At 68.9% G+C, this 22,468-nt stretch carries 12 protein-coding genes; 9 read left to right on the top strand and 3 right to left on the bottom strand.

The features are described from left to right. The first annotated feature begins 2 nt into the window (after positions 1 to 2). The 4 genes from ACFYY1_RS00705 to ACFYY1_RS00690 all read left to right on the top strand — a co-directional run bounded on the left by ACFYY1_RS00705 (position 3) and on the right by ACFYY1_RS00690 (position 5,625). Entirely contained in the window at positions 3 to 2,912 is a 2,910-nt protein-coding gene (locus ACFYY1_RS00705) for a Z1 domain-containing protein (protein WP_388578958.1), read from the top strand. Between the two features lie 14 nt (positions 2,913 to 2,926). Continuing rightward, positions 2,927 to 3,379: a very short patch repair endonuclease gene (locus tag ACFYY1_RS00700; protein ID WP_388578955.1), complete on the top strand. Its 453-nt coding sequence runs from the start codon at positions 2,927 to 2,929 to the stop codon at positions 3,377 to 3,379. Further along, the gene (locus ACFYY1_RS00695) at positions 3,376 to 4,332 is read left to right on the top strand and encodes a DNA cytosine methyltransferase (protein ID WP_388578952.1); all 957 of its coding nucleotides are present in this window, start codon (positions 3,376 to 3,378) and stop codon (positions 4,330 to 4,332) included. The genes ACFYY1_RS00700 and ACFYY1_RS00695 overlap by 4 nt, the downstream gene beginning before the upstream one ends. 66 nt (positions 4,333 to 4,398) lie before the next feature. Further along, on the top strand, positions 4,399 to 5,625 hold the full coding sequence (locus tag ACFYY1_RS00690) for a DNA cytosine methyltransferase (RefSeq protein WP_388578950.1): 1,227 nt from the start codon (positions 4,399 to 4,401) through the stop codon (positions 5,623 to 5,625). A gap of 27 nt (positions 5,626 to 5,652) precedes the next feature. Here ACFYY1_RS00690 and ACFYY1_RS00685 read toward each other — a convergent pair whose 3' ends face one another. The 3 genes from ACFYY1_RS00685 to ACFYY1_RS00675 are packed head-to-tail and all read right to left on the bottom strand — an operon-like array spanning position 5,653 to position 9,637. Then, entirely contained in the window at positions 5,653 to 6,549 is an 897-nt protein-coding gene (locus ACFYY1_RS00685) for a DUF6339 family protein (protein ID WP_388578948.1), read from the bottom strand. Continuing rightward, on the bottom strand, positions 6,546 to 7,538 hold the full coding sequence (locus ACFYY1_RS00680; RefSeq protein ID WP_388578945.1) for a hypothetical protein: 993 nt from the start codon (positions 7,536 to 7,538) through the stop codon (positions 6,546 to 6,548). Before ACFYY1_RS00680 ends, ACFYY1_RS00685 begins: the two co-directional genes overlap by 4 nt. Then, complete coding sequence (locus tag ACFYY1_RS00675; protein WP_388581397.1) at positions 7,535 to 9,637, bottom strand: helix-turn-helix domain-containing protein; 2,103 nt, start codon at positions 9,635 to 9,637, stop codon at positions 7,535 to 7,537. The genes ACFYY1_RS00680 and ACFYY1_RS00675 overlap by 4 nt, the downstream gene beginning before the upstream one ends. A gap of 612 nt (positions 9,638 to 10,249) precedes the next feature. Between ACFYY1_RS00675 and ACFYY1_RS00670 the strand changes: the two genes are divergently transcribed. From ACFYY1_RS00670 to drmB, 5 genes are all read left to right on the top strand, one after another. Then, a complete protein-coding gene (locus tag ACFYY1_RS00670; protein WP_388578942.1) occupies positions 10,250 to 10,600 on the top strand; it encodes a hypothetical protein in 351 nt (116 codons plus the stop codon). 112 nt (positions 10,601 to 10,712) lie between these two features. Then, positions 10,713 to 15,485 carry a DEAD/DEAH box helicase gene (locus ACFYY1_RS00665; RefSeq protein ID WP_388578939.1) on the top strand — a complete coding sequence of 1,591 codons (4,773 nt, stop codon included), beginning with the start codon at positions 10,713 to 10,715 and terminating at the stop codon, positions 15,483 to 15,485. Then, complete coding sequence (locus ACFYY1_RS00660; protein WP_388578937.1) at positions 15,482 to 17,395, top strand: UvrD-helicase domain-containing protein; 1,914 nt, start codon at positions 15,482 to 15,484, stop codon at positions 17,393 to 17,395. Before ACFYY1_RS00665 ends, ACFYY1_RS00660 begins: the two co-directional genes overlap by 4 nt. Then, the gene (locus ACFYY1_RS00655; RefSeq protein ID WP_388578934.1) at positions 17,392 to 20,628 is read left to right on the top strand and encodes a helicase-related protein; all 3,237 of its coding nucleotides are present in this window, start codon (positions 17,392 to 17,394) and stop codon (positions 20,626 to 20,628) included. Before ACFYY1_RS00660 ends, ACFYY1_RS00655 begins: the two co-directional genes overlap by 4 nt. Continuing rightward, positions 20,625 to 22,463 (top strand): DrmB family protein, encoded by a 1,839-nt coding sequence (gene drmB / locus ACFYY1_RS00650; RefSeq protein WP_388578932.1) that lies wholly within the window; start codon positions 20,625 to 20,627, stop codon positions 22,461 to 22,463. Before ACFYY1_RS00655 ends, drmB begins: the two co-directional genes overlap by 4 nt. The last annotated feature ends 5 nt before the right edge of the window (positions 22,464 to 22,468 follow it).

Genomic DNA, 22,468 nt, shown 5'->3' with positions numbered 1-22,468 from the left:
CCATGACCGACCACCTGTTCAACCTGCACGGCGACGTCCTGGCCGCGATGCGGCGCGGTCCCAAGCACTTCACCAAGCTGGCCTTCGTCCTCTCCGAGGCCGACGAACCCGCCGACACCGAGCTGAGCCACTTCCGGGACCGGATCGCCGCCGCCGGTCCGGGCGACGAGCTCAGCGCGCTCTGGCACCGCACCCTGACCGCCTGGGACCTGGCGGAGCAGGCCGACTGGTCCACCGCCCCGGCCCGCACGGACGCCCGCCGCACGGACGCGTACGACCGCCTCGGCTTCGGCGCCGATCTGCGCCGGGCGCTCGACCGGGCGGTCCCGGTCTTCAAGGAGCCGGGCCCCACCGTCATCAGCAAGGAGTTCACCTCCTGGTACTCCCGCGACTCCGCGGCCGCCCGCTCCTTCTACTGGAACTCCTACGAACAGCTCCTGCGCCGCAAGGGCTGGTCGGACGCCGCGGTGGCCGGCCTGGACGAGGCCAGCCACGCCGTGGTGGAACGCCTCTCCGACCCCACCCGCACCGAGGCGTACGGCGCCCGCGGCCTGGTCGTGGGCTACGTCCAGTCCGGCAAGACCGCCAACTTCACCGGTGTCACGGCGAAGGCCATCGACGCGGGCTACCGCCTGGTCATCGTCCTCGGCGGCACCCTGAACCTGCTCCGCGACCAGACCCAGCGCCGCCTGGACATGGAGCTGATCGGCCAGGAGAACATCCTGCGCGGAGCCGACCCCTCGGACCCGGACGCACTGGTCGGCATCGACTACCAGGACGACGAGGACTGGCCGGCGAAGTTCGTCAGCCACGGTCACCGCCCGTTCAACATCGAGCGCCTCACCACCCGGGACGACGACTACCGCAGCCTCCGGCAGGGCATCGGAGCCCTGGAGATCGAGAAGCGCGAGAAGCACCTGCCGCTGTACGTCCCCGACAACCTGCACCGCGCGGCCGCCCGCGTCATGGTCGTCAAGAAGAACAAGTCCGTCCTGACGAACCTGGTGAAGGACCTCAGGAAGATCGGCCCGATCCTCCGCGAGATCCCGACCCTGATCATCGACGACGAGTCCGACCAGGCTTCCGTGAACACCTCCGACCCGAAGAAATGGGAATCGGGCCAGACACGGCGCACGGCCATCAACGGCCTGATCTCCGAGCTCCTGGGCCTGCTCCCGCGCGCACAGTACGTCGGCTACACCGCCACCCCGTTCGCGAACGTCTTCATCGACCCGAGCGACGGCGAGGACATCTTCCCGCGCGACTTCCTCATCTCCCTGCCGCGCCCCGTCGGTTACATGGGCGTGCAGGACTTCCACGACCTGGACGGCGAGGGGGCGGCCGAGGAGACCCACGTACGCGGCATCCACGACGACACGGGCGACCGTCTCCAGGAGGCGATGGACGCGTTCGTCCTCACCGGCGCCCTGAAGCTCTACCGCGCCGACCGCGGAGTGGCCGAGGGCCCGTTCCGCCACCACACGATGCTGGTGCACGAGTCGGTGAAGATGGACGACCACGCGGACCTGGCGCTGCGCATCAACACCCAGTGGCACCAGGCGGGTTACACCTCCCACGAGGGCCATGCCCGGCTGGAGAAGCTGCTCGTCGACGACTTCGCCCACCACGCGGACGACGGCCTCCCGACCCCGTCCGCCTACGCGGACCTGCGCCCGTACGTCTCCCGCGCCCGCCAGCTCATCAACGCGGGCGGCAACCCGGTCGTGGTCGTCAACGGCGACACGGACCGCTACTTCTCCCAGATCGACCTGGACTTCGACCGGACCCCGAACGTGTGGAAGATCCTGGTCGGCGGCACGAAACTCTCCCGCGGCTTCACGGTCGAGGGCCTCACCGTCACGTACTACCGCCGCACCACCCGCCAGGCCGACACCCTGATGCAGATGGGCCGCTGGTTCGGCTTCCGCCCCGGCTACCGCGACCTGGTCCGCCTCTACATAGGCCGCGAGGAACCCCTGACCAAGACGCAGACGGTCGATCTGTACGAGGCCTTCGAGGCGATCTGCCGCGACGAGGAGACCTTCCGCTCCCAGCTCTCCCGCTACGCGGAGCTGGTCGACGGCAAACCCCAGGTGACCCCCGCCCAGATCCCGCCCCTGGTCTCCCAGCACCTGCCGTGGATCAGGCCGAGCGGCCGCAACAAGATGTTCAACGCCGAACTGGTCGAGATCCGGTCACCGGGCCAGTGGGTCGAGCCGACCGCGTACCCGACGGACGGGGCGGACCTGCGGCACAACGCGGAGGTGTGGCTGCCCGTCCTGGGCTCGTTGGGGCCCGCCCCCGTCACGTTGACGTGCTCCTCCCCCGACCAGGGGCGCAGCGACAGCTACGAGGCCCTGCTCGGCACCGTCGATCACGACATGCTGTTGAAGATCCTGTGCGACCTCCGCTGGTCCGCGCCCACGCAGTTCTCGCCCCATCTGGAGTCCCTGATCACAGCCGGGGAGTCCGGCGCGGGCATCGACGACTGGTTGGTGATCGCCCCGCAGCAGACCTCGGCCCGCCGTACGGAAGCGACGATCCTCGGTTCCCGTCCGCTGTCCCTCGCGCACCGCACCCGCCGCCGCGGCGACCTCTTCGGCGCGATCAGCGAGCCGAAGCACCGCGGGGTCGCCCTCCGGGTGGCGGGCGCCATCGAGGACTCGGGAGACCCGCTCGTCGAGTCCCTCGTCCGTGAACGTCGCGGCGTACTGGTCCTGTATCCCGTGGTCGAGAGCGAGCCGCGGCCGGCCGCCGACGGCTCGGTCGACCCCCGGCACCTGGTGATGGCCTTCTCCCTGGTCGCCCCGAAGTCGTCGGCCGGCGGCGGGAGGAGCCTGGTGCGCTTCCGCACCATCGATTCGGGCCGGAGGGATTTCGCGATCATCGACCGGACGGCCGACGGGGCGTAGGAGACTGGGCAGTGATGAGTACTGCGAAGCCTTCATCCCCCGAGGTCTCCGCCCGAATGAGCCGGCAGCCGAGCCGCGACACCAAACCGGAGGTCGCGGTGCGGAAGTTGCTGCATGCCTCCGGCTACCGCTACCGGGTCAACGAACGGGTGCCGGGGATGTCCCGGCGGACCATCGACATCGCCTTCACCCGGGCGAAGGTGGCGGTGCTGATAGACGGGTGCTTCTGGCACGGGTGCCCTGTTCACGCCACGCAACCGAAGTCGAACGCCGAGTGGTGGCGTGCGAAGCTCGAACGGAACATGGCGCGGGACCGGGAGACGAGCGAGCATCTGGCCGGGGAGGGGTGGACGGTGCTGCGGTTCTGGGAGCACGAGGCCCCGGGCGGGGTGGCCGAGCAGGTGGCGGAGGTCGTCGACCGGGAGCGTTCCGCGAGGCCGGCACGACAAAAGGGTGGGGATCTGTGAGCGACCTGCGGTTCGTCGACGTGTGCGCGGGAGCGGGCGGGCTGGCGTTGGGCCTGGAGCAAGCGGGCTACAGCCCGGTTCTGCTGCTGGACGCCAAGGCGGTGGCGTGCGAGACGCTGCGCATGAACCGTCCCGGGTGGAACGTCCTGGAGATGGATCTCTTGGACTTCGTCCCCGACGAGTACCCGGAGACCTACGATGTCGACCTGCTGTCGGCGGGTCTGCCCAGGGTGAGGTCCAGCGCGACCGCCGCCCGGCCCGAGACCGAGGAGGAACAACGCCTCCTGGAGGCAGCGGTCCTCCTTGCCCACTCCGTCCAGCCGCGTGGTCTGCTCATCGAGAACGTGCCTGGGCTGGTGGATGCCCCGGAGTTCGAGCCGCTGCGCGACTTCATCCGCAAGGAGCTGGAACACCTCGGCTACCGATTGCACTGGTTCGTGCTGAACGCTGCCGACTTCGGCGTGCCGCAGGATCGTAAGCAGGGCGTGCTCGTGGCGCTCAAGGAGCGGTACTCCGACGCGTTCCGCCCACCTCGCCGGACGGTCGCGAAGTACGTTTCGGTGGGCAGGGCGCTGCGCGATTCCATGGCGGCCCGCGGGTGGCGCGATGCCGATACCTGGGCGGCGCAGGCGAACGGCGTGGCACCGACCTTGGTGGGCGGCTCCGACAACCGAGGGGGTGCCGACCTGGGCCCGACGGGAACGAAGAAGGCCTGGGCCCGCATGGGGGTCAACGGCGGCGCCTTGGCCGATGAGGTTCCGGGCCCCGAGTTCGACGGCCGCCCGGACATGATCAAGCTCACCGACGCGCAGGCCGCTCTGCTGCAGGGCTTTCCCGCCACGTGGCGATTCGCGGGCAGAAAGACAGCCCGGTACCGCCAGATCGGCCACGCTTCACCGCCGCCGGTCGGAAGAGCACTGGGCAGCGCCATCGCGGAGGCAGTGCGTGCCTGAACGCACGCGGAGGGTTGTCGCCCCGGAGGGAAGTCGATCTTGAATGGCCGGCTACACTTCAACCCCATGACCCATGCACCTCGCCAGCTGCTTCCACGTGCGCGTTTCCGCGTCGTGGACTTGTTCGCAGGCCCTGGTGGCCTCGATATCGCGGCCACGATCATGGGCGTGGAGAGCATCGGAGTCGAGTGGGACGACGCGACCCGTGCGACGCGCGACGCGGCCGGCCTCCTCACCACTGTGGAGAAGGACGTCGCCGAGCTGAGCGCGTGCGATCCGCAGGTGAAGGACGCGAATGTCCTCACCGGCGGCCCCCCCTGCCAGTCCTTCTCGGTGGCCGGGAACCGGGAGGGCCACAAGGCCCTGGACGACGTGAAGCGCCTGGCCACGGCTTTGGTCGGCCACAAGGATTTCGCTTCCTTCGAGGCCGCTTGGAAGGCGGTCAAGGGCGAGACCGACGGCATGTCCGACAAGCGCACGGGGCTCGTCCTCCAACCACTGCGCTGGATCATGGAGGCCAAGCTCAGGCGCAGAAGGCCCTACGACGTGGTCGTACTCGAACAGGTACCCACCGTGCTGCCGGTCTGGAAGCACTACGCCGAGCTGCTCCGACGAACGGGATACGCCGCCGACGCCCACGTTCTGCATTCCGAGGACTTCGGCGTACCGCAGGCGCGCCGGCGTGCTGTGCTGATCGCGCAGTACGACCCGGAGAACGTTCACCGAAAGGTCCGGTTCCCGGAAGCGACGCACCAGCGGTACAAGAAGGGTGCCGTGCGGCAGGCGCCGACGCGCGACCACCAGGACGGCTCGCTGTTCCCGGCCCCGCACGACGGCGAAACGGTCGAGCCCTGGGTCTCCATGGGGGACGCTCTGCGCGCGACACGCCCCGCCGACTTCGTCATGGTCTCCAACTACGGCTCCGGCGGAGATCCCAAGAAGCGGGGACGACGCACTTCCGACGACCCCGCACCGACGATCACGGGCAAGGTCCGGCGCAACCGCCTCTTCCTCCTGAAGGAAGGCGAATCAGGCGCGAAGGAGGACGGCGAGGAGCTGGAACGGCTGACGTTCGAAGAGGCCGGACTCCTCCAGTCGTTCCCCGCCGCGTATCCCTGGCAGTCCACCGACGTGGCCCAGCAGATCGGCAACGCCATTCCGCCACGCCTCTCCCTGCACATCCTGAGCAGCGCTCTTCTGCGTGAGCCCCCGAGGGAGGAGTGGTTCGGCTGGCTCAAGGACTGGAAGCCGGTGCTGCCCTCCGCGCAGGAGGGCATCGCCGAAGGCCCCTGAGGTACGGGGCCTTCGGATCGAGCTCCATCAGTCCCCGTCGCCGTCGTCGGCCGCCTCCCTGCCGCGCACGGGAGCGCCGGCGAAGAGGTTCGCGAAATGGTCGACGAGCGTGGCGACGGAATTCTCCGGAACCCGCTCCTCGTCCGGTCCCTCCGGAAGCGCCCTGCGCGGTACGGCCGGCGCCCATTCCGCGGCGGCGATCCATTCCTGCGACGGTCGGCCGTCCCGATCGGTGTCCGGGGCCAGGACGTCGTACATGAGAGTGGCCGCGGAGGCGTTGACGGCTCGTGCGAGCGCGTTGATCTCCCGGCCGGTGCTCACGGTGCCGCGATCGATCAGGCGCACCAGCGCCTGCGCCGTGGGCCGATGGTCGATCACATCGAGCCGCAACGCCGTGTTGAGCATGTCCTGGTGGGTGCAGACGGTCACCACCGGCCCGTAGTCGGCCCCGTTCCGGAACAGCTCGGCCGCCCACCAGAGCCGGGCGAACGCCTGGGTGTAGGCCGCGCCGCGGAATCGCGAGGCAGCGACCTTCGGGGCTTCGCCGTCCTTCTTGGGTTCCGACATATGACGCCAGACGACGTAGTCGGGCGCCACGCCCAGGGCCAGGTAGTTCCACAGCCTGCGGTCGGCGGCCTCGCGGCGGCTGAGCCTCAAGGTCGCGTGGAGTCGAGGCGCCAGCCAGGCATCGGCCGCGGTCGGCCTGCCGTCCCTGAACTCGTGCAGAGCGTCGTCGACGAGATCACGGACCGGCATCAACGCCCCCCGCGCCTCCTCCCCGGGCAGCGGCTCGACGATCTTGTCGAGCCCGATCGCCGGAACGTCCTCCTTACCGGTGAGCAGCCCTTCGGTGAGGTACTGCGCGGCGTTGAGGTCCGCGAGCAGGGCCAGGCGTTCGGGCAGGTGGATCGGCCTGTCGGTCATGCGTCGGTCCCCCGGTGGAGTCGGTCCAGGCCACGGATCGTGGCGGTGAGGGCCTTGGGTACGTCGGCCCTGCGAGTCGCGGCGTAGTGGATCCGGGGCTGTAGATCTGTCCACCCCGATGTCCCGGTCCTTCGCCGGTGGACCTCGCGCAGGGCCTCCTCCAGCGAGCGGCCGGGAACGACGTCGGGGAGCATCTCGCGAAGGACCTCGCCCCGCCAGTCGTGCGGGAAGAGGGGCGTACCGTCGTCCTCGATCTCCAGGTCCCCGATGGCGGTGTGGAACACGGCGGTCCACACGTCCGTGCACATCTGGGCGATCAGCAGATCGCGGACCAGGTTGTCGACCGGTGCGCCGTTGCCACCGACGAGGTCGGTGATGCCCTCGAAATCGGTGTTCACGTGCACGGCCGGCAGATCGCCCGAAGTGTCGACGATCCAGGGCACGTCCCTGAAGGGGCGCAGCCACTCCGGCCCCTCCCGGAAACCGACTTCGGCGACGTCGAGCTCCCGCTCGCGCAGGGGTGCATCGGCCTTCAGGTCGATGATCCAGTCCTTCTCGGAGGCGGCGATCACACGTCCCGGCACTCCGTCCACCGTGGCGACCACATGGACCGACATCGTGGCCCGGTCGAGATGGTCCACGCGCCACAGGTCGAGGCGACCGGTCCACTCACGGCCGCCTTCCGCCCCGGGCTCCAGGCAGACGGTGGTCCTGGTGTTGGTGGCTCCTTCGGCAAGGACGGCGACGACCGCGATGTCGGACCAGGGGCCGTCGGGATCGGTGGCCCTGCCCGGGACGGTGGCAGACAGCGTCAGGCGGACGCTCTCCCAGTCGTCCCGCCCCGCCGCTCCGGGAGCGACCACCTGCTCGACGGCGGAGAACGTGCTGGTGTCGAGCGGTTCCCGGATCTCGCCCGGTCCCCTCAGCTCGACGGCATTGACCCGGAGCGAGACGACTCCGGGAAGTCGCTTGTACGGATAGACCCTCACGCCTGGCCCCCCTTGTCGGTACGGAGTTCCACGACGAGGCCGCTGTACACGGCCCGCACCGGATGGGTGGACACGTCGGTGATTCCACGGAAGGTCGCGCTGCGCGCGCCGGGCACGAAGTGGATCGCGCCGTCGACCACTTCGCAGTTGTGCACGGCGACGAGCTCGGACCACGCCAGAACCGGCCGGGGACCGGAACGCACGTCCAGCTTGGCCACCGGCACGGGGCGCCAGGAATCGCCACCGGCGGGAATCCTCACCTCGGCCGTGACGCACCATGCGCCGCTGTCGTCGATCCGGGCGTCGAGCTCCTCCAGTGTCGGCGGCCCCGCCACTGTCGTGGGTCGAGCCGATTTCCGCCCTCCCACCGACAGGCTCTTGCGCAGCCGCTCCGAGCCTCCGTCGCGCTTCTTCTTGGGCAGAGCGACCAGGTCGCGCACAGCTTTGTTGGTCTGGTTGGTGAGTGCGGCGATCCGTCGGTAGGCGGACGGCGAGTACAGCATCCGCAGTTCTTCCGTCTGCCCCCACTTGTCGTGCTCGGGCGGCTCGGAGGCCCGGAGGAATGCCTCGGCCTCGCCGGCGAAGGGAGCTTCGTCGCCGGCCGCCTTGCCCGCGAGCAGCACGGCCTGGAAGGGGTTGGTGCCGACAGGCAGTCCGGGCACCCAACCGGTCTTGACCGTCATGCGGTTGCCCCGCATCGTCGTCACCCTGTTCGGCTTCCCGTCGGGATCCTCGGCCTCCGTGACCAGCAGGACCGCCTGGTGCTCACCGCCGTTTCCGCGTCCGGCGCGTCCGGGCACCACGAGCGGCACGGTCGCCATGGCCACCTGCCCGGATTCGGTCAGTCGCTCCACCGTCGTACCGTCCAGGAATGCCTGCAGCGCACGTGTGCGCGAGGGTTGGGTGACCCGCGGGTCGACCCTTGTCTCCGGAAAGATCTCCGTTCCGTTGCGGAGCGTCCGCACGGAGGCCTCCAGCAGAGGCCTCTGCGTTCCCCCGCCGGTCATGGCCGCCCAGAAGTTGCGTCCGAGGGCCTCCAGGAGGCGGTGGTGCATGCGATGGACGCTGTCGTCGTCCTCGACGTCGTCGTTGCGGTCGGTACCCTCGACGAGGCTCGCCACGTCGTGGGCGCCGACGACCAGGAACGACGTGCCCGGCTCGGCGCTCTCGCGCGCGAGGTGGAGACGCTCGACACTTTCCTCGTCGGCCCACCACGAGCGGGTGACGTTGGCGTCCTTCGCGTCCGGGTCGGGCCGACCGAACCAGGCGGGGCCGGCCCAGGGTTGTCCGTCCACTTCCCGCCAGGGCAGATCCAGTCGGCCGATGAGGCGCCTTTCGGTGCGTCCCTCGTGCGGTTCGGACAGGGTGGAGTTCATGAGTACGAGGCCGAGCCGGCTCGTCGCCCAGAGCGTCGCCTTGCCGAGCCCGTACGAACCACCGGCTCCGCTCACCGACTTGTGGCTGTCGAGCTGACGGCGGACGACCGCGGCGAACCGACCGTCCTCGTAGTCGTCACCGGTCAGCCCGGAGGCGTTGTAGTCGTCGACACGGAGGAGGACCAGTCGGTCGCGCTCGTACATGTCGCGCAACCCGGCGGCGATCACCCGTCCGACCTTCTGGTCCTGGGCCGCCGCCGCCTCGTAGTGCGGGAGGAGATCGTCCCAGCGGATCTCGTCGCGGAAGCGGGCCAGTGCCTCACCCGTCAGTTCGTGCAGCGTGTAGCGCACACGGACCGGTTGGTTGAGGTCGAGACGCTCGTCGAGGCTGTTCTGCGTCGCCTCGCGCGCCAGCACCTCGACGTCGGCCTCGAAGGCGAAGGCCGCCGCGTTGCCGAAGTCGCGGCCCCCATCCGCGTATCCGGGACGGTGGGACCAGGAGACCGGGAGGCCGGCCAAGGTGTCGGCGGTACGGGTGTGGATGGTTCCCAGGTCGGTTTCGAGAGCCTCCGCGATCTTCGCGATGGTCTCCTCGCGAGGGGTCGCACGCCCGGTGATCCAGGCCGAGACCGCAGCTCGCGTCAGCCCGACCCGCTGGGCCAGCTCGGCCTGACTCATGTGCGACTGCTTCAGCTGCCGTGCGAGCCAGGGACCGAAATCCATGCCGCTGTCCAACGTCACCACTCCTCGGCTGCCACGCTGCTCATGGGGCCCACGGTACACGCCCATTTGACGAGCCCGACCGGACGACAATTCTGATTGACATCACGCCTGGAGCCTCGGAACGGTTCCTGCCACGTCATCAAAAAGATGCCGCATAGCACCCGGAATTCGAATCACATCCGAGAATGCGCCACTTTCCCAGATTCCCCCCGATAGCCCGAATTGCCCACCTCGCGAGGCCCGTAGACCTCCGGCGAAACGTTCTTGCGGCGCTCACGAATGGTCGTGTACGGTCAAGGCGGGTAAAGCCTGGCCACTCGGAATCGGCATCGATTTCGAGTGGCCTATTCGACATGCCCGGACGTCGGAACCAGAATTTTACCCGGCACGCAGCATCGAAAAATATTCCACCGAGCCCTTGCGGAAACGGCGGGAATGGGATTCGATCTACCCACATCCAGAATTCGCCACCACCACCCCCGGAAACTTCATTCATTTCGCGGAATTCACACCCTCCACCCGTGTGTATTCAGCCATTCTGCACGTGCGCCATCTTCCGAAACCGCCCGAGCCGACAACGCGCAAATGCTTGCGAGAAGCAGGGGTACTGCCATGCCCGAATCCCCCGAGTCCGGGGACGATTTCGACATCGTCGACCAATACGACTCCATCGAGGACCCCTGGCTGCGGTCCGAGTTCCTGGATGCCATCGGCACGACTCTCCCCCGCATCGATGCCCTCCGACGCAGGCGGGACGCCGAGCGCGGGGCCGCGAAGTCCACCCCGCCACAGGACGAGCCCACCGCCTCCGCGCGGGCCGGTGAAGCGCGCCGCCGCAGCCCCCGCACGCGTCGTCGCACCCGGGCCGTCGTGACCCGCCCGCCGAACAGGGGCCAGGGACGTCGCCGGTACCCGCGTACGCGTCCTCGGGTCGTTCTCGTCGTCATCCTCGAACTGGACTGACCCGACACGTCGTCAGGTTCCACGTCTATCGTTCACTTGTCGGCCGGCCGCACCCCGCAGCGGCCGGCCCCGGCTCTCCGCGCTCAGTTCACGGCAATGGAATGGGATCACTTTGAACCACCCCGATGCGACGGGCAGTTCGGGCACCTCGCCCGTCATCCGCAAGATCGTCGAACAGTCGACGCGCGTGCTGGAGACATACCGCGTGGACCCGGGGCTGATCCTGGAGCATGCCAACGGTGAGCGGCGGATCACCCAAGGCGGGTACGGGGACCGCCAGTTGTTCGAGTTGGTGCAGAATGCCGCCGACGAGATCGCCGAATCCCCCGGCGGGAGGGTTCATGTCGTCCTCACGAGAACCCATCTCTACTGTGCCAACGAGGGAACGGCCGTCACGCCCGAGGGCGCGGAGACCATTCTCCGGATGAGTGTGTCGAAAAAACGTGGGGGGCAGATCGGGCGCTTCGGGGTCGGCGTGAAATCGATCCTGGCCGTGACGGACACCCCTCAGTTCTTCAGCACGTCCGGCTCGTTCGGATTCGACCGGGCGTGGTCGTACGAGGAGATCCGGAAGGCGCGCGGGACCGCGCCGGACGAGGTGTTCGAGGCACCCGTGCTGCGCATGGCCCGTCCGCTGGACGCCGCGAAGGAGCGCATGGAGGATTCCGTCCTCGACGCGTTGCTCGACTGGGCGACCACCGTCGTCCGGCTGCCCCTGCTGCCGGGGGCTGCGGAGCGGCTCGGTCACGACATGCACACCTCCGCGGACAGGGGCGAGGCCGGCCAGGAGTTCCCCGCACGGTTCCAGCTCTTCTCCCACCACGTCGGGACGGTGATCCTGGAGGACACCCGCGCCATGCCGCCGGTCCGCCGTGAGATCACGGTCGACCACGAGGGCTCCCGCCACACCATCAACGAGACGCGAACGGGCAAGCCGGAATCGCGCTCGACCTGGAAGGTCTTCACACACGCCCACAGCCCCACCGAGAAGGCCCGCGCGAGCGCCGGCGAGATGCACGACCGCGGGACGATCGACATCTCCTGGGCCGTTCCGGACTACACGGGCGACACCGTGCTCATCGCCCCCAAGGGCCGCGGCGAGTTCTGGTCGTTCTTCCCGACGAAGTACCCCATGACGTTGAGCGGTGCCCTCAACGGCGCGTGGAAGACGAACGAGGATCGACAGAACCTCCTGGACTCCAGTCCTTTCAACCAGGAGATCATCCAGGTTGCGGCACGGCTGGTGGTCGAGTCGTTGCCGCAGCTGGCCCCGACCCAGGACCCCGGCGCGTACCTTCCCCTGCTTCCCGGCCGGACCAGGGAATCGGAGACCCTGAACTGGGCCGACAGGTATCTGACCGAACAGATCTGGAAGTTGGCGGCACAGCTTCCGTCGCTCCCGGATCAGGACGGCGTCCTGCGGATCCCCCGGGATCTGAGGATCCACCCCGCTCCCCTGCGCAACAAGCTGCCGCTCAAACTCGAATGGCTCCGCATGTGGAACGCCTGTCCGGGGCGGCCCTCCAACTGGCTTCATCCCTCGGTGGAGGCCGCCGAGTTCCGCGCGGGCAAGGTCGGGCACATCCTCGAAGAGACCAAGCAGGGGCGTGCGACGGTACGGGAATGGCTGGAGGCACTCGTGTCGTCCGGCACGGCCGAGGCATCCGCCGTCGCGATCCGGATCCTCGCCGCGATGGTCCGGGAAGCATCCCCCTTCGCCGCCGAGGCCCGCTCGGCACGCATCGTGCTGACCGAGGAGAGCGGGTTCGTGCCCGCGGTCGTCGGCAAGGTCTTCCGTCGCACGGTTCAGGACGGCCTGCGGGACGGGACGACCTACGTCGACCGGAGACTGTCCGAGGACCAGTCCCTGATCGGCGATCTCACCGAGATCGGCATCCAGGAGGCGGACTCCCGAGGCCGCTTCATCGGCGTGCTGGAGCAGGGTTTCGGCGGCTACGGCCCGCAGGACTGGACCCGCTTCTGGGAACTGTTCCACAGCGCGGGTGGCAGCCACGTCAGCGGAGAGATCCGTGCCCGTGTCCCCGATCCCCTGACGACGCTGTTCGTGCGCACCGTGGACGGTCGCTTCCACCGCATGGAGGACTGCCTGTTGCCGGGACCGGTCGTTCCCGGCGACGGCTCCCGCGACGGTTCGGTCGCCGTGGACCTGGAGTTCCACTCCGACGACAAGATGGTCTTCCACGACTTCGGCCTGCGCCCGGTACCGACCTCCGGGCACCGCCCCTCGACGGAGCAATGGTTCGACGAATACCGCACGGCCATTTTCGACAGCTACTGCAAGACGCTGAGCAGCAGCGCGGGCCGCCCCTCCATCCAGCGGCTCAAGCTGGACGGCTCCCCCGTCGGCGGGCCGCTCCACCTCCTGGAGCTGCTGTCCGACGAGGGAAGGGCCGCCTTCGTCAAGGCGTTGCCGGACGCGAGCGTCATCGACGCCTGGACCATGCAGTTCGGCGCCCAGGTCTCCACGCGCAAGGCGATCTACTCGCCCCTGCGCTGGATGCTCGTGCGCCATGGCAGGGTTCCCACCTCGCAGGGCGTCGTCCCGCTCTCCAGCGCGGTGGGTCCACAGCTCCACGCCTACGCCGATGTCCTTCCCGTGGCCGACATCAGTGCGGAGAAGGCGCGCAAGCTGCATCTGCCGGTCCTGGTGGACGACGTCCCCAGGAACCAGTGGGACCGGCTTCTCGAACAGCTCGGGAGCAGCGACGACGACACCTTCGTCGGACGCACCTACGTGATGCTGACCCGCCTGGAGGTGGACTTCCCGGAGGGTGAGCTCACCCGTTGCAGGGTGGGGTCCGAATGGTCCGGCCGTGAGGACCACGAGATCGCGGTGGCCGCCACCGACGCGGAGTACCGGGCGCTTCGCGCCGAACAGCTTCCGGCACTGTTCGCGGGCAACGCGGAGGATGCCGCGCTGCTGGTCAAGACGTGGGGGATGCTCCGCTACACCGATGTCATCAGCAAGGAGAACCGGCACGTGGGGATCGGTGAACCCACGTCCCTGCACGACGAGTTCCCGACGCTGCGCCGGCGCAAGGGCAATTCGATCAACAACTACAGACTGCTGCGCTGCTCGGAACTGGAGGAGCTGACCCGCACACCGCAGGGAACCCGGGCCACTCCGCTCACCAGCGCGCTCCAGGGCACCACCGTCCTCGTCCTCGAACCCGAGAGCCGGCTCGCCGCGCTGATGGCCGTCGACAAGGAGCTGCGTTGGGGGCTGGGGGAGTCCGGGTGCAAGGCCGTCCTCGATGCCCAGGAACGCGAGGAGGCGGACCAGCAGTTGCAGGCCTCCCTGCGCCGGGTCCGGGATGCGCAGAGCGTCGAGGAGAAGCTTGAGCTCCTCATCGGTGCGACCGCGCTTCGTGAGGGACTGCCCCCAGGGCTGTTGGAGAGCGAACGTGCCGAGCTCGGCGGCGTCGAACCGTCCGCCCGCCGCATCGCCCGCATGGCGTACAACGCGCACGGCGACGGCGTCCTGCAGACGCATGCCAAGGATCTCCTGGCGGCGTTCCCCGGCCAGGCGCCGTCGAGTTTCACCGGCTCCTCGCCCGCGGTGAAGTTCGTCTCCGAGTTCGGCTTCCCCGACTCCTTCGCGGGTGCCAGGGCTCCCTCGCTCCCGCCGAGGGTCGAGGTCGCCGGCCCGACGGAGTTCCCCCGCCTGCACGACTACCAGGAACGCCTCGCGACGAAGGTCTTCGCGATGCTCGACCGATTCACACCGCAGCGCGGGATGCTCTCGTTGCCCACCGGCGCGGGCAAGACCCGGGTCGCCGCGGAAGCCGTCATTCGCTGGATCAAGCAGGTCGGCGAGTTGGCCGGTCCCATCCTCTGGATCGCCCAGACCGAGGAACTGTGCGAGCAGGCGGTCCAGAGCTGGAGCTTCGTCTGGTCGAAGGTGGGCGCCGAGTCTCCCCTGACGATCAGCAGACTCTGGACGACCAACGAGGCCGGGCCGGTGCGCGACCGCCCCCACCTCGTGGTCGCGACCGACGCGAAACTGCGCGTCTGTCTGGGGACGGAAGGGTACGCCTGGCTCAGGTCGGCCTGCCTCGTCATCGTGGACGAGGCGCACGTCGCCATCTCTCCCCAGTACACGGAGCTCCTGGCCCACCTGGGTCTGACCGCCCGCGAGACCCAGCGCCACCTCCTCGGACTCACCGCCACCCCCTTCCGCAACACCAACGACGAGGAGACCAGGCGCCTGGTCCAGCGCTTCGGTGCCCAGCGGCTCGACGACGGGGTCTTCCCGTCGGGGGACGCGTACGCCGAACTCCAGGATCTCGGCATGCTGGCTCGGGTGACCCACAGGGAACTGCTGGGCGGAACCATCGAGTTGACCAGCGCGGAGAAGGAGCGGGCCGATCAGATGAGCCTGCTGTCGAAGGCCGCCGAGCAGCGGCTGGCCGACGACCAGGACCGGAACAACCGCATCCTGGAGGAGATCGGCAACATGCCGGCCGACTGGCCCGTGCTGGTCTTCGCCACGTCCGTCGCCCACGCCAAGTTCCTGGCCGCCAAGCTCAAGGACCTGAACATCACGGCCGCTTCGGTGGATTCGGCCACGTCCACCGCGGAGCGCAGGAAGAGCATCGACGACTTCCGCCGGGGCCGGGTCCGGGTGCTCACGAACTACGGCGTCCTGACCCAGGGGTTCGACGCCCCGGCCACCCGGGCGGTCGTCATCACGCGTCCCACCTACAGTCCGAACGTCTACCAGCAGATGATCGGTCGCGGACTGCGCGGCCCCGGCAACGGAGGCAAGGAGACCTGCCTGATCCTCAATGTCCGGGACAACATCACCAACTACGACAAGGCGCTCGCCTTCACGCAGTTCGAGCACCTGTGGAGGGCGAAGTGAGCGACGCCTACCTCGACAGCCCGCCCCTCACGGCAGAGCAGCAGGCGGTGGTCGACCAGCCCTGGGACACCCGGCTGCTGGTCACCGCGGGCGCGGGTGCGGGCAAGACGCACACGCTCGTCCGTCGCCTCGATGCCCTCATGGGCGACGAGCAGGCGGCCCTCGAAGCCGGCGAGATACTGGTCCTCAGTTTCTCCCGGGCCGCGGTCCGTGAGTTGCGCGAGCGGATCGCGCTGCACGCGCGGCGGGCCCGTCGGGTCAGGGTCCAGACCTTCGACTCCTGGGCGTACTCCGTGCTGCGGAGCGAGCAGCCGGACCGGGACTGGAGCGGACTCCGGTTCGACGAGCGGATCAGGGAGACCACGGAAGCCATCCTTCGTGGGGCGGTCGAGGCCGGTGAGCAGGGCGCTCCCGCGCATGTGGTGATCGACGAGGTCCAGGACCTGGTGGGCGACCGCAGGGACATGGTGGAGACGCTGATCGATCGGTTCCAGGACAGCTGTGGCTTCACGGTGGTGGGCGACGGGGCGCAGGCGATCTTCGGGTTCCAGGTGTCGGACGAGGACGCCCGTGCCGCGGAGACGAACTACTTCTTCGACTGGTTGCGCGCGTCCTTCGTGGACGACCTGGTCGAGTTGCATCTCTCCACCAACTTCCGGGCCCGGACCGACGAAGCGCGTACAGCCCTGCCTCTCGGCGGGACGCTGCAGCGGCTGCCGTCCGAGTCCGCGGAGTCGGACGCGGCCGGAGAGGAATTCCACCGCAAGTTGGTCGACCTCCTGCGCTCGTGCCCGGATTTCGGCGCTCCGGAGGACCCCTTCACGATCAGCTCGCTGCGGGAGTATCCCGGTACGTGCGCGATCCTGTGCAGGGACAATCGGCAGGCGTTGGTGCTTTCGGACGCGCTGTTCTCCCTGGGGGCGGAACACCGGATGCAGCGGGCCCTCCAGGACCGCCCCGTTCCCGCGTGGGTCGCCTCCGTGCTGCGCGGGACGGGTTCCACCACCCTGACCGAGGAGCGTTTCCAGGCGCTTCTCTCCGAATGCCCGACACCGCCGGTCGGCGATCGCGCACGGATCTGGCGATCTCTGCGCGGTGCCGCACGCGGGCCACGTGGGTTCCTCGATGTCTCGGCCGTGCGCCGACTGGTGGCCGAGGGACGTTTCCCGGACGATCTCGCCGCCGTCGAACCCGCCGATCTGGTGGTCTCGACGGTGCACCGGGCCAAGGGACTCGAATTCGACCGCGTGATCGTGGTCGAGCCCGCGTCGATGGCCGAGCTGCGCAAGCAGCACAGCCACGTGGATCCGGCGGCCGAGGCCAGGGCACTCTATGTCGCGATGACCCGCTCCCGGGACGACCTGTTCCGGATCTCCGCACCGGACACGGCGCTCATCCGCAAGGACCGTTCGACCGACCGCTGGTACCTGGGGGGCTGGAAGTCCTACATCCGCGACGGCATCGCCGCCACGGGGCGCGATGTGTGCCGCGAGCACCCGCCGGGCACGGACGGGTTCTCGGACGATGCCGGAGCGGTCCAGGACTATCTGGCCTCGTCGGTCTCCCCCGGCGACGAGCTGGTTCTCCGGGCCCAGCACGAGCTGCCCGTCGCCGCCGACCAGAGCCCCCCGTACACGGTCCTCCACGAGGATCGGCCGATCGCGGTGGTGTCGGAGCAGTTCCGCAAGGACCTGTACGCGTCCTTGAAGATCAACAAGACATGGGACATCAACTGGCCCGTTTCGATCACCGGTTTCAGGGTGGACTGCCTGGAGAGCGTGGCCGGCAGCACGGCGTCGGGCGCGCGCGCCGGACTCGGTGATCACGGAATCTGGACGGTGCCGCGCCTGTCGGGACTCGGGCGCCACAGGCGAGTCAGGAAGAACTCCCAGGAGGACCACGACCGATGAAGGACGACAACGTGCATGCCGCTCACTACGCGGTGCGCGAGGGGCTCGTCGCACAGCTCCGGAAGGATCTGCTGGGTCCTGGGGCCCCCGACGAGATCCTGACGCAGGATCCACCGATCACGACCTACCCGATCGGGGTGCTGTTCCCGCGCCCCGCGGACGAAGACGCCTCGCACGCGCTCCGCGACGACGCCTCCGAGAACGACGGCTCCGACGTCAGCCCCCTCGTCCGAGGTGGCAGGGACGTGGAGGAGGCCGTCCCCGACACCGGTGCCCCGCTCGCCGGTGACCGGCGCCCCTCGTCCATGGGACTGACCTTCGCCGTCGATCCCGCCGTCTCGTCGAGCATCGTCGTGCGCACGGAGGCCGCGGTCTACGACCCGGTCGATCCGCAGGGCCGTACGATCACCGCCAAGCGGGCCGAGGCGCGCAGCACTTCCGAGCAGAACGAGCACTGGCGGCGTCGCGTGCTGGATCTCCGCCCGGTCACGATCGATGTCACAGATCCGCGCACGCACCGGCCCGATCCACTCGACACGGACGGGGGCGGGGACGTGAACATCGAGGTCCTCGTGCGCCCCGCGTCCGCGTCGACCGGGACCGTCACGGTCACCGTCACACTCATCAATTCCAAGAAGGTCGGCGAGCGGGAACTCCAGGACGCCTTCTGTCTCTACCAGCCGCGTCTCACCGTGACCACTCCTTCGGGTGCGGCCGCGTTCGTGGAACGTCCCGCGGACCGACGGGCGAACGACCCGGAAGTGGCGGCGAGCAGGCTCCTCCACCGGCACGCGCCCACTTTCGCCATGGGGCACGGGTGCGCGGCCGACTGGGACTGGACGCCGCCCCCCGTGGGGGCGCCCAACACGGAACGGGCCGAGACGTCCTGCGTATGGACCGAATTCGTCCCGGCCCGCGAAGTGCTGCTGACCGACTCCAACCCGGACATCGACGACTCCGCGCTCACGATGCACGGTCTGGCGACGCTGCCGGAGACCGAGGTGCTCGCCGCGCTGAACGGCCTGATGTCCGGCTACGCCGAGTGGATCGACCGCAAGGAGGCGGAGGCTGACGCCTTCGCCGGCACGGCTCACGAGCCGCCGGCGCGTGAGCAGATCGAGCAGTGCCGCACGGCTCTCGGTCGGATGCGCCACGGCATCAGGGTCCTCGGCACCCAGCCGGACGCGATGAGGGCGTTCAGACTCGCCAACCGCGCGATGGCCCAGCAGCGCTCCCGCAGCGAGTGGGTGCGGAACGGACGGGACGGCACCCCCGACGAGACCCTGGGCCGCTGGCGCCCCTTCCAGGTCTCCTTCATGCTGCTGTGCCTGGAAGGGATCGTCGACCCCGACCACGAGGACCGGGAGATCGCCGACCTGCTCTGGTTCCCCACCGGTGGCGGCAAGACCGAGGCGTACCTGGGGTTGATCGCCTTCACCACGTTCCTGCGCCGCATTCGGCTCGGTGAACGCGGCGCGGGCGTCACGGTGCTCATGCGCTACACCCTGCGTCTGCTGACCCTTCAGCAGTTCGAGCGGGCCGCCGCACTGATCTGCGCGATGGAACGCGTTCGCCTGGGCGACGAGCGGACCCTGGGGAGCGAGCCCATCTCCATCGGCATGTGGGTCGGCCAGTCCGCCACGCCCAACAAGCTGTCGGTGGCCGAGGAGAGCCTGAACGAGCTCCGCAAGGGCAAGCAGCTCCAGGAGAAGAACCCGGTCCAGCTCCACGCCTGCCCCTGGTGCGGCACCCGTCTCGACGCCTTCCAGTACGAGGTCGACGAGGAGGCCCGGCGGATGCACGTCCGCTGCCCCGACACCTGGTGCGACTTCCACGCGGGCCTGCCCGTCCACCTGGTCGACGAGGCCGTCTACGACGCCCGTCCGACACTGGTGATCGCCACCGTCGACAAGTTCGCCGCGATGCCGTGGCGCGAGCAGACGGCTGCCCTCTTCAACCGTGACCGCAACGACGGAACACCGCCGCCCGAGCTGATCGTCCAGGACGAGTTGCACCTCATCTCTGGCCCCCTCGGCACCCTCACCGGGCTGTACGAGACCGCCGTGGACCTGCTCGCGGACAGCCCCAAGGTGATCGCGTCGACCGCGACGATCCGCCGGGCCTCGCGGCAGGGGAAGGCACTCTTCGACCGCGACGTCTCGCAGTTCCCGCCGGCCGGCCTGGATGCCCGGGACTCCTGGTTCGCCGTGGAGACACCTCGGGAGCGGAAGGCGAGTCGGCAGTACGTCGGTCTGCTCACGCCCAGCACCAGTCAGTCGTCGTTGCTCATCCGTACCTACGCGACACTTCTCCATCAGGCGGCGCGCGCCGACACCACCGAAGAGGTGCGCGACGCCTACTGGACCCTTGTCGGGTACTTCAACAGCCTCCGACTGCTCGCCGCGGCGGAGTTGCAGGTCCACGACGACGTCGACGCCTATCTGGCGTACCTCGCGGAGCGGGACGGCGGCGAACAGCGGAAGATCCTGGAACAGACCGAGCTGACGAGCCGGGCCAACTCCAGCGAGGTGCCCACGCGCCTCAAGCAGATCGAGCAGCGGCTGCCGCACCCCGATGTCGTGGACGTCCTGCTGGCGACCAACATGATCTCCGTGGGTGTGGACGTCGACCGGCTCGGGCTGATGACCGTCATGGGTCAGCCCCAGACCACGGCGGAGTACATCCAGGCGACCAGCCGAGTGGGTCGGCGCCACCCCGGCCTGGTGGCGGTCATGCTCAACTCCGCCCGTTCCCGGGACCGTTCGCACTACGAGAGCTTCCAGCACTTCCACTCCGCCCTGTACCGCGAGGTGGAATCGACGAGTGTGACGCCGTTCTCCTCCCGCTCCCGTGAGCGCGGGTTGCACGCTGTGGTGGTCGCGCTGGCCCGGATCCTGATCCCGGCGGCACGCCCGAATGACGGCGCCGGACGGATCGACGAGTTCCGGGACGACCTGGAGCACATCGTCAGGACAGCACTGCTGGCCAGGGTGGACGAGGTCGACAAGGACGAGTACCGGGCCACGGCCGATGCCTTCGACGAGTTCGTCGACTGGTGGGCGGACGAGGCGGCGGCCCATGGCGGACTCACCTACGAACCGAAACGCGGCAGGAGGACGCCGTCCCTGCTCCGCTCGTTCGACGACGAGAAGAACGAGGAAGCCTGGCCCACCCTGTGGAGCCTGCGGGACGTCGACGCCGAGTCCGCCCTTTTCATGGAGGCAACCCGATGACCCCTCCCCCTGCCCGACGCCGTCGCGGCGGAGCACCCGAGCGCAGCTACCCCCGGCGGGGCTCCGTGCGCCGCGCCCAGATGATCACGACGTACGGTGTCGGCTCGTTGGTCGCGGTGGACAACGAGTCGTTCATGGTGAGCGGAATCGACTCGTGGAACGTCAGCGAGGCACCGACCATCCACGAGCATCGGCTCGCCCGTGTGCTCGGGGTGAAATCCTTCCGGCTCCCGCCCGCGTCCGACGACACCAGCAAGGACGGCGTCCGGGTCCGAAGGTTTCCGCTGTGGCACTCCTGCCCCAACTGCAACGCGCTGCAGCATGTCCGCGGATTCAACTCCCCTCCGGGAAAGAACGAGTGCGGGAACTGTGACGAGGAACTGGTCCCTTCGCGCTTCGTCATGGCATGCGCCCAGGGCCACATCGACGACTTCCCGTACTGGAAGTGGGCCCATCGCAGCAATCGGCAGGAGGGCGACTCGGGGTTCTGCGGCGGCGAGATGCGGTTGCGCACCAGCGGGAAGACCGCGTCCCTCCGCTCCGTCCTGATCTCCTGCACCTGCGGAATTCCCGAGGTCTCGATGGAGGGGGCGTTGCGCCGCCAGGCGCTGTCCGGGCTGAAGGTGTTCTGCAGCGGCCGACGGCCGTGGCTGAAGGACGCCCCGACGGAGCACTGTTCGGAGACTCCTCGCGGGCTCCAGCGTGGTTCGTCCGTGGCCTGGCAGCCCATCGTGAAGACCGCGTTGTCGATTCCGCCGTGGAGCGACGGCCTGGCCGCCCGTCTCGAACCGTACTGGCAGGACCTCCGCGAACTGGGGTCGGACCCCGCCGCGATCAAGATCTATCTCAAGGCATTGACCATGAAGGAGACGTACGAGTTCTCGGTCGACAAGGTCCTCGCCCTCCTCGAAGCCGAGAATCACGAGGACGTGGCACCCGAGCAGGAGCAGGGCGCGGACCACGCCTATGTGGCGCTTCGGAAGCAGGAGTACGAGCGGCTGAGCGAGGGGAAGCCCGAGAGCGGTTCGGACCACGAGGAACAGTTCATCTGTGAGCCTCCGCGCTCCTCCACGTCCCTCCTCGCCCCGTACGGTGTGACGGGCCCGATGCTGGTCAAGCGACTGCGCGAGGTTCGGGCCCTCAAGTCGTTCTCCCGGGTGGACACCCCCGACACGCATGTCGACGTGCACGAAGCGCCTCTGTCGCTGACCCCTGTGGACTGGCTGCCCGCCATGGAGGTCCAGGGCGAGGGCGTCTTCCTGCGACTCGACGAAGAGCGGCTCGACTCCTGGGCGCGGAGTGCGGCGGTCGCCGCGCGGGTCGAACGGATCAGGAACAACCACCTGCGCATGTTGCGGGAGCGCGCGCAGGACGCACAGCTGATCCCCGACTCGCCCGCGAGTCCCCGCATGGTGCTTCTGCACACCCTGTCCCACGCGCTGATCAACGAATGGAGCCTGGACGGCGGATATCCGGCCGCGTCCCTGAGGGAGCGGCTGTACACGGACGACACCATGGCGGGCATGCTCATCTGTACGGCGACCAGCGACTCCGCCGGCAGTCTCGGCGGCCTGGTCGCCCAGGGAGAGCCCGACCGCCTGGAGCCCGCGTTGCACTCGGCGCTGCGCAGGTCCCAGTGGTGTTCGGCCGACCCGCTCTGCGTCGAATCCCATGCGAGCGGGGTCGGCGGCATCAACCTCGCCGCCTGTCACGCATGCGTGCTGTTGCCCGAGACCAGTTGCGAACACAACAACGGACTGCTCGACCGCGCGTTGCTGATAGGGACCCCGGAGAATCCGTCGATCGGTTTCTTCCACGAGGCACTGCAACTCTGACCTCG

Origin of the sequence: Streptomyces sp. NPDC001890, from assembly GCF_042891445.1 — a bacterium.
Taxonomy (GTDB): domain Bacteria; phylum Actinomycetota; class Actinomycetes; order Streptomycetales; family Streptomycetaceae; genus Streptomyces.
The sequence above is the reverse complement of the archived record's forward strand: the minus strand, read 5'-3'. Positions and strand labels throughout refer to the sequence as shown.

Coding starts and splice junctions, on each gene's coding strand:
- ACFYY1_RS00675 (WP_388581397.1), bottom strand. CDS start 9,637: ATGGATTTCGGTCCCTGGCTCGCACGGCAGCTGAAGCAGTCGCACATG.
- ACFYY1_RS00690 (WP_388578950.1), top strand. CDS start 4,399: ATGACCCATGCACCTCGCCAGCTGCTTCCACGTGCGCGTTTCCGCGTC.
- ACFYY1_RS00670 (WP_388578942.1), top strand. CDS start 10,250: ATGCCCGAATCCCCCGAGTCCGGGGACGATTTCGACATCGTCGACCAA.
- ACFYY1_RS00705 (WP_388578958.1), top strand. CDS start 3: ATGACCGACCACCTGTTCAACCTGCACGGCGACGTCCTGGCCGCGATG.
- drmB (WP_388578932.1), top strand. CDS start 20,625: ATGACCCCTCCCCCTGCCCGACGCCGTCGCGGCGGAGCACCCGAGCGC.
- ACFYY1_RS00700 (WP_388578955.1), top strand. CDS start 2,927: ATGAGTACTGCGAAGCCTTCATCCCCCGAGGTCTCCGCCCGAATGAGC.
- ACFYY1_RS00655 (WP_388578934.1), top strand. CDS start 17,392: ATGAAGGACGACAACGTGCATGCCGCTCACTACGCGGTGCGCGAGGGG.
- ACFYY1_RS00685 (WP_388578948.1), bottom strand. CDS start 6,549: ATGACCGACAGGCCGATCCACCTGCCCGAACGCCTGGCCCTGCTCGCG.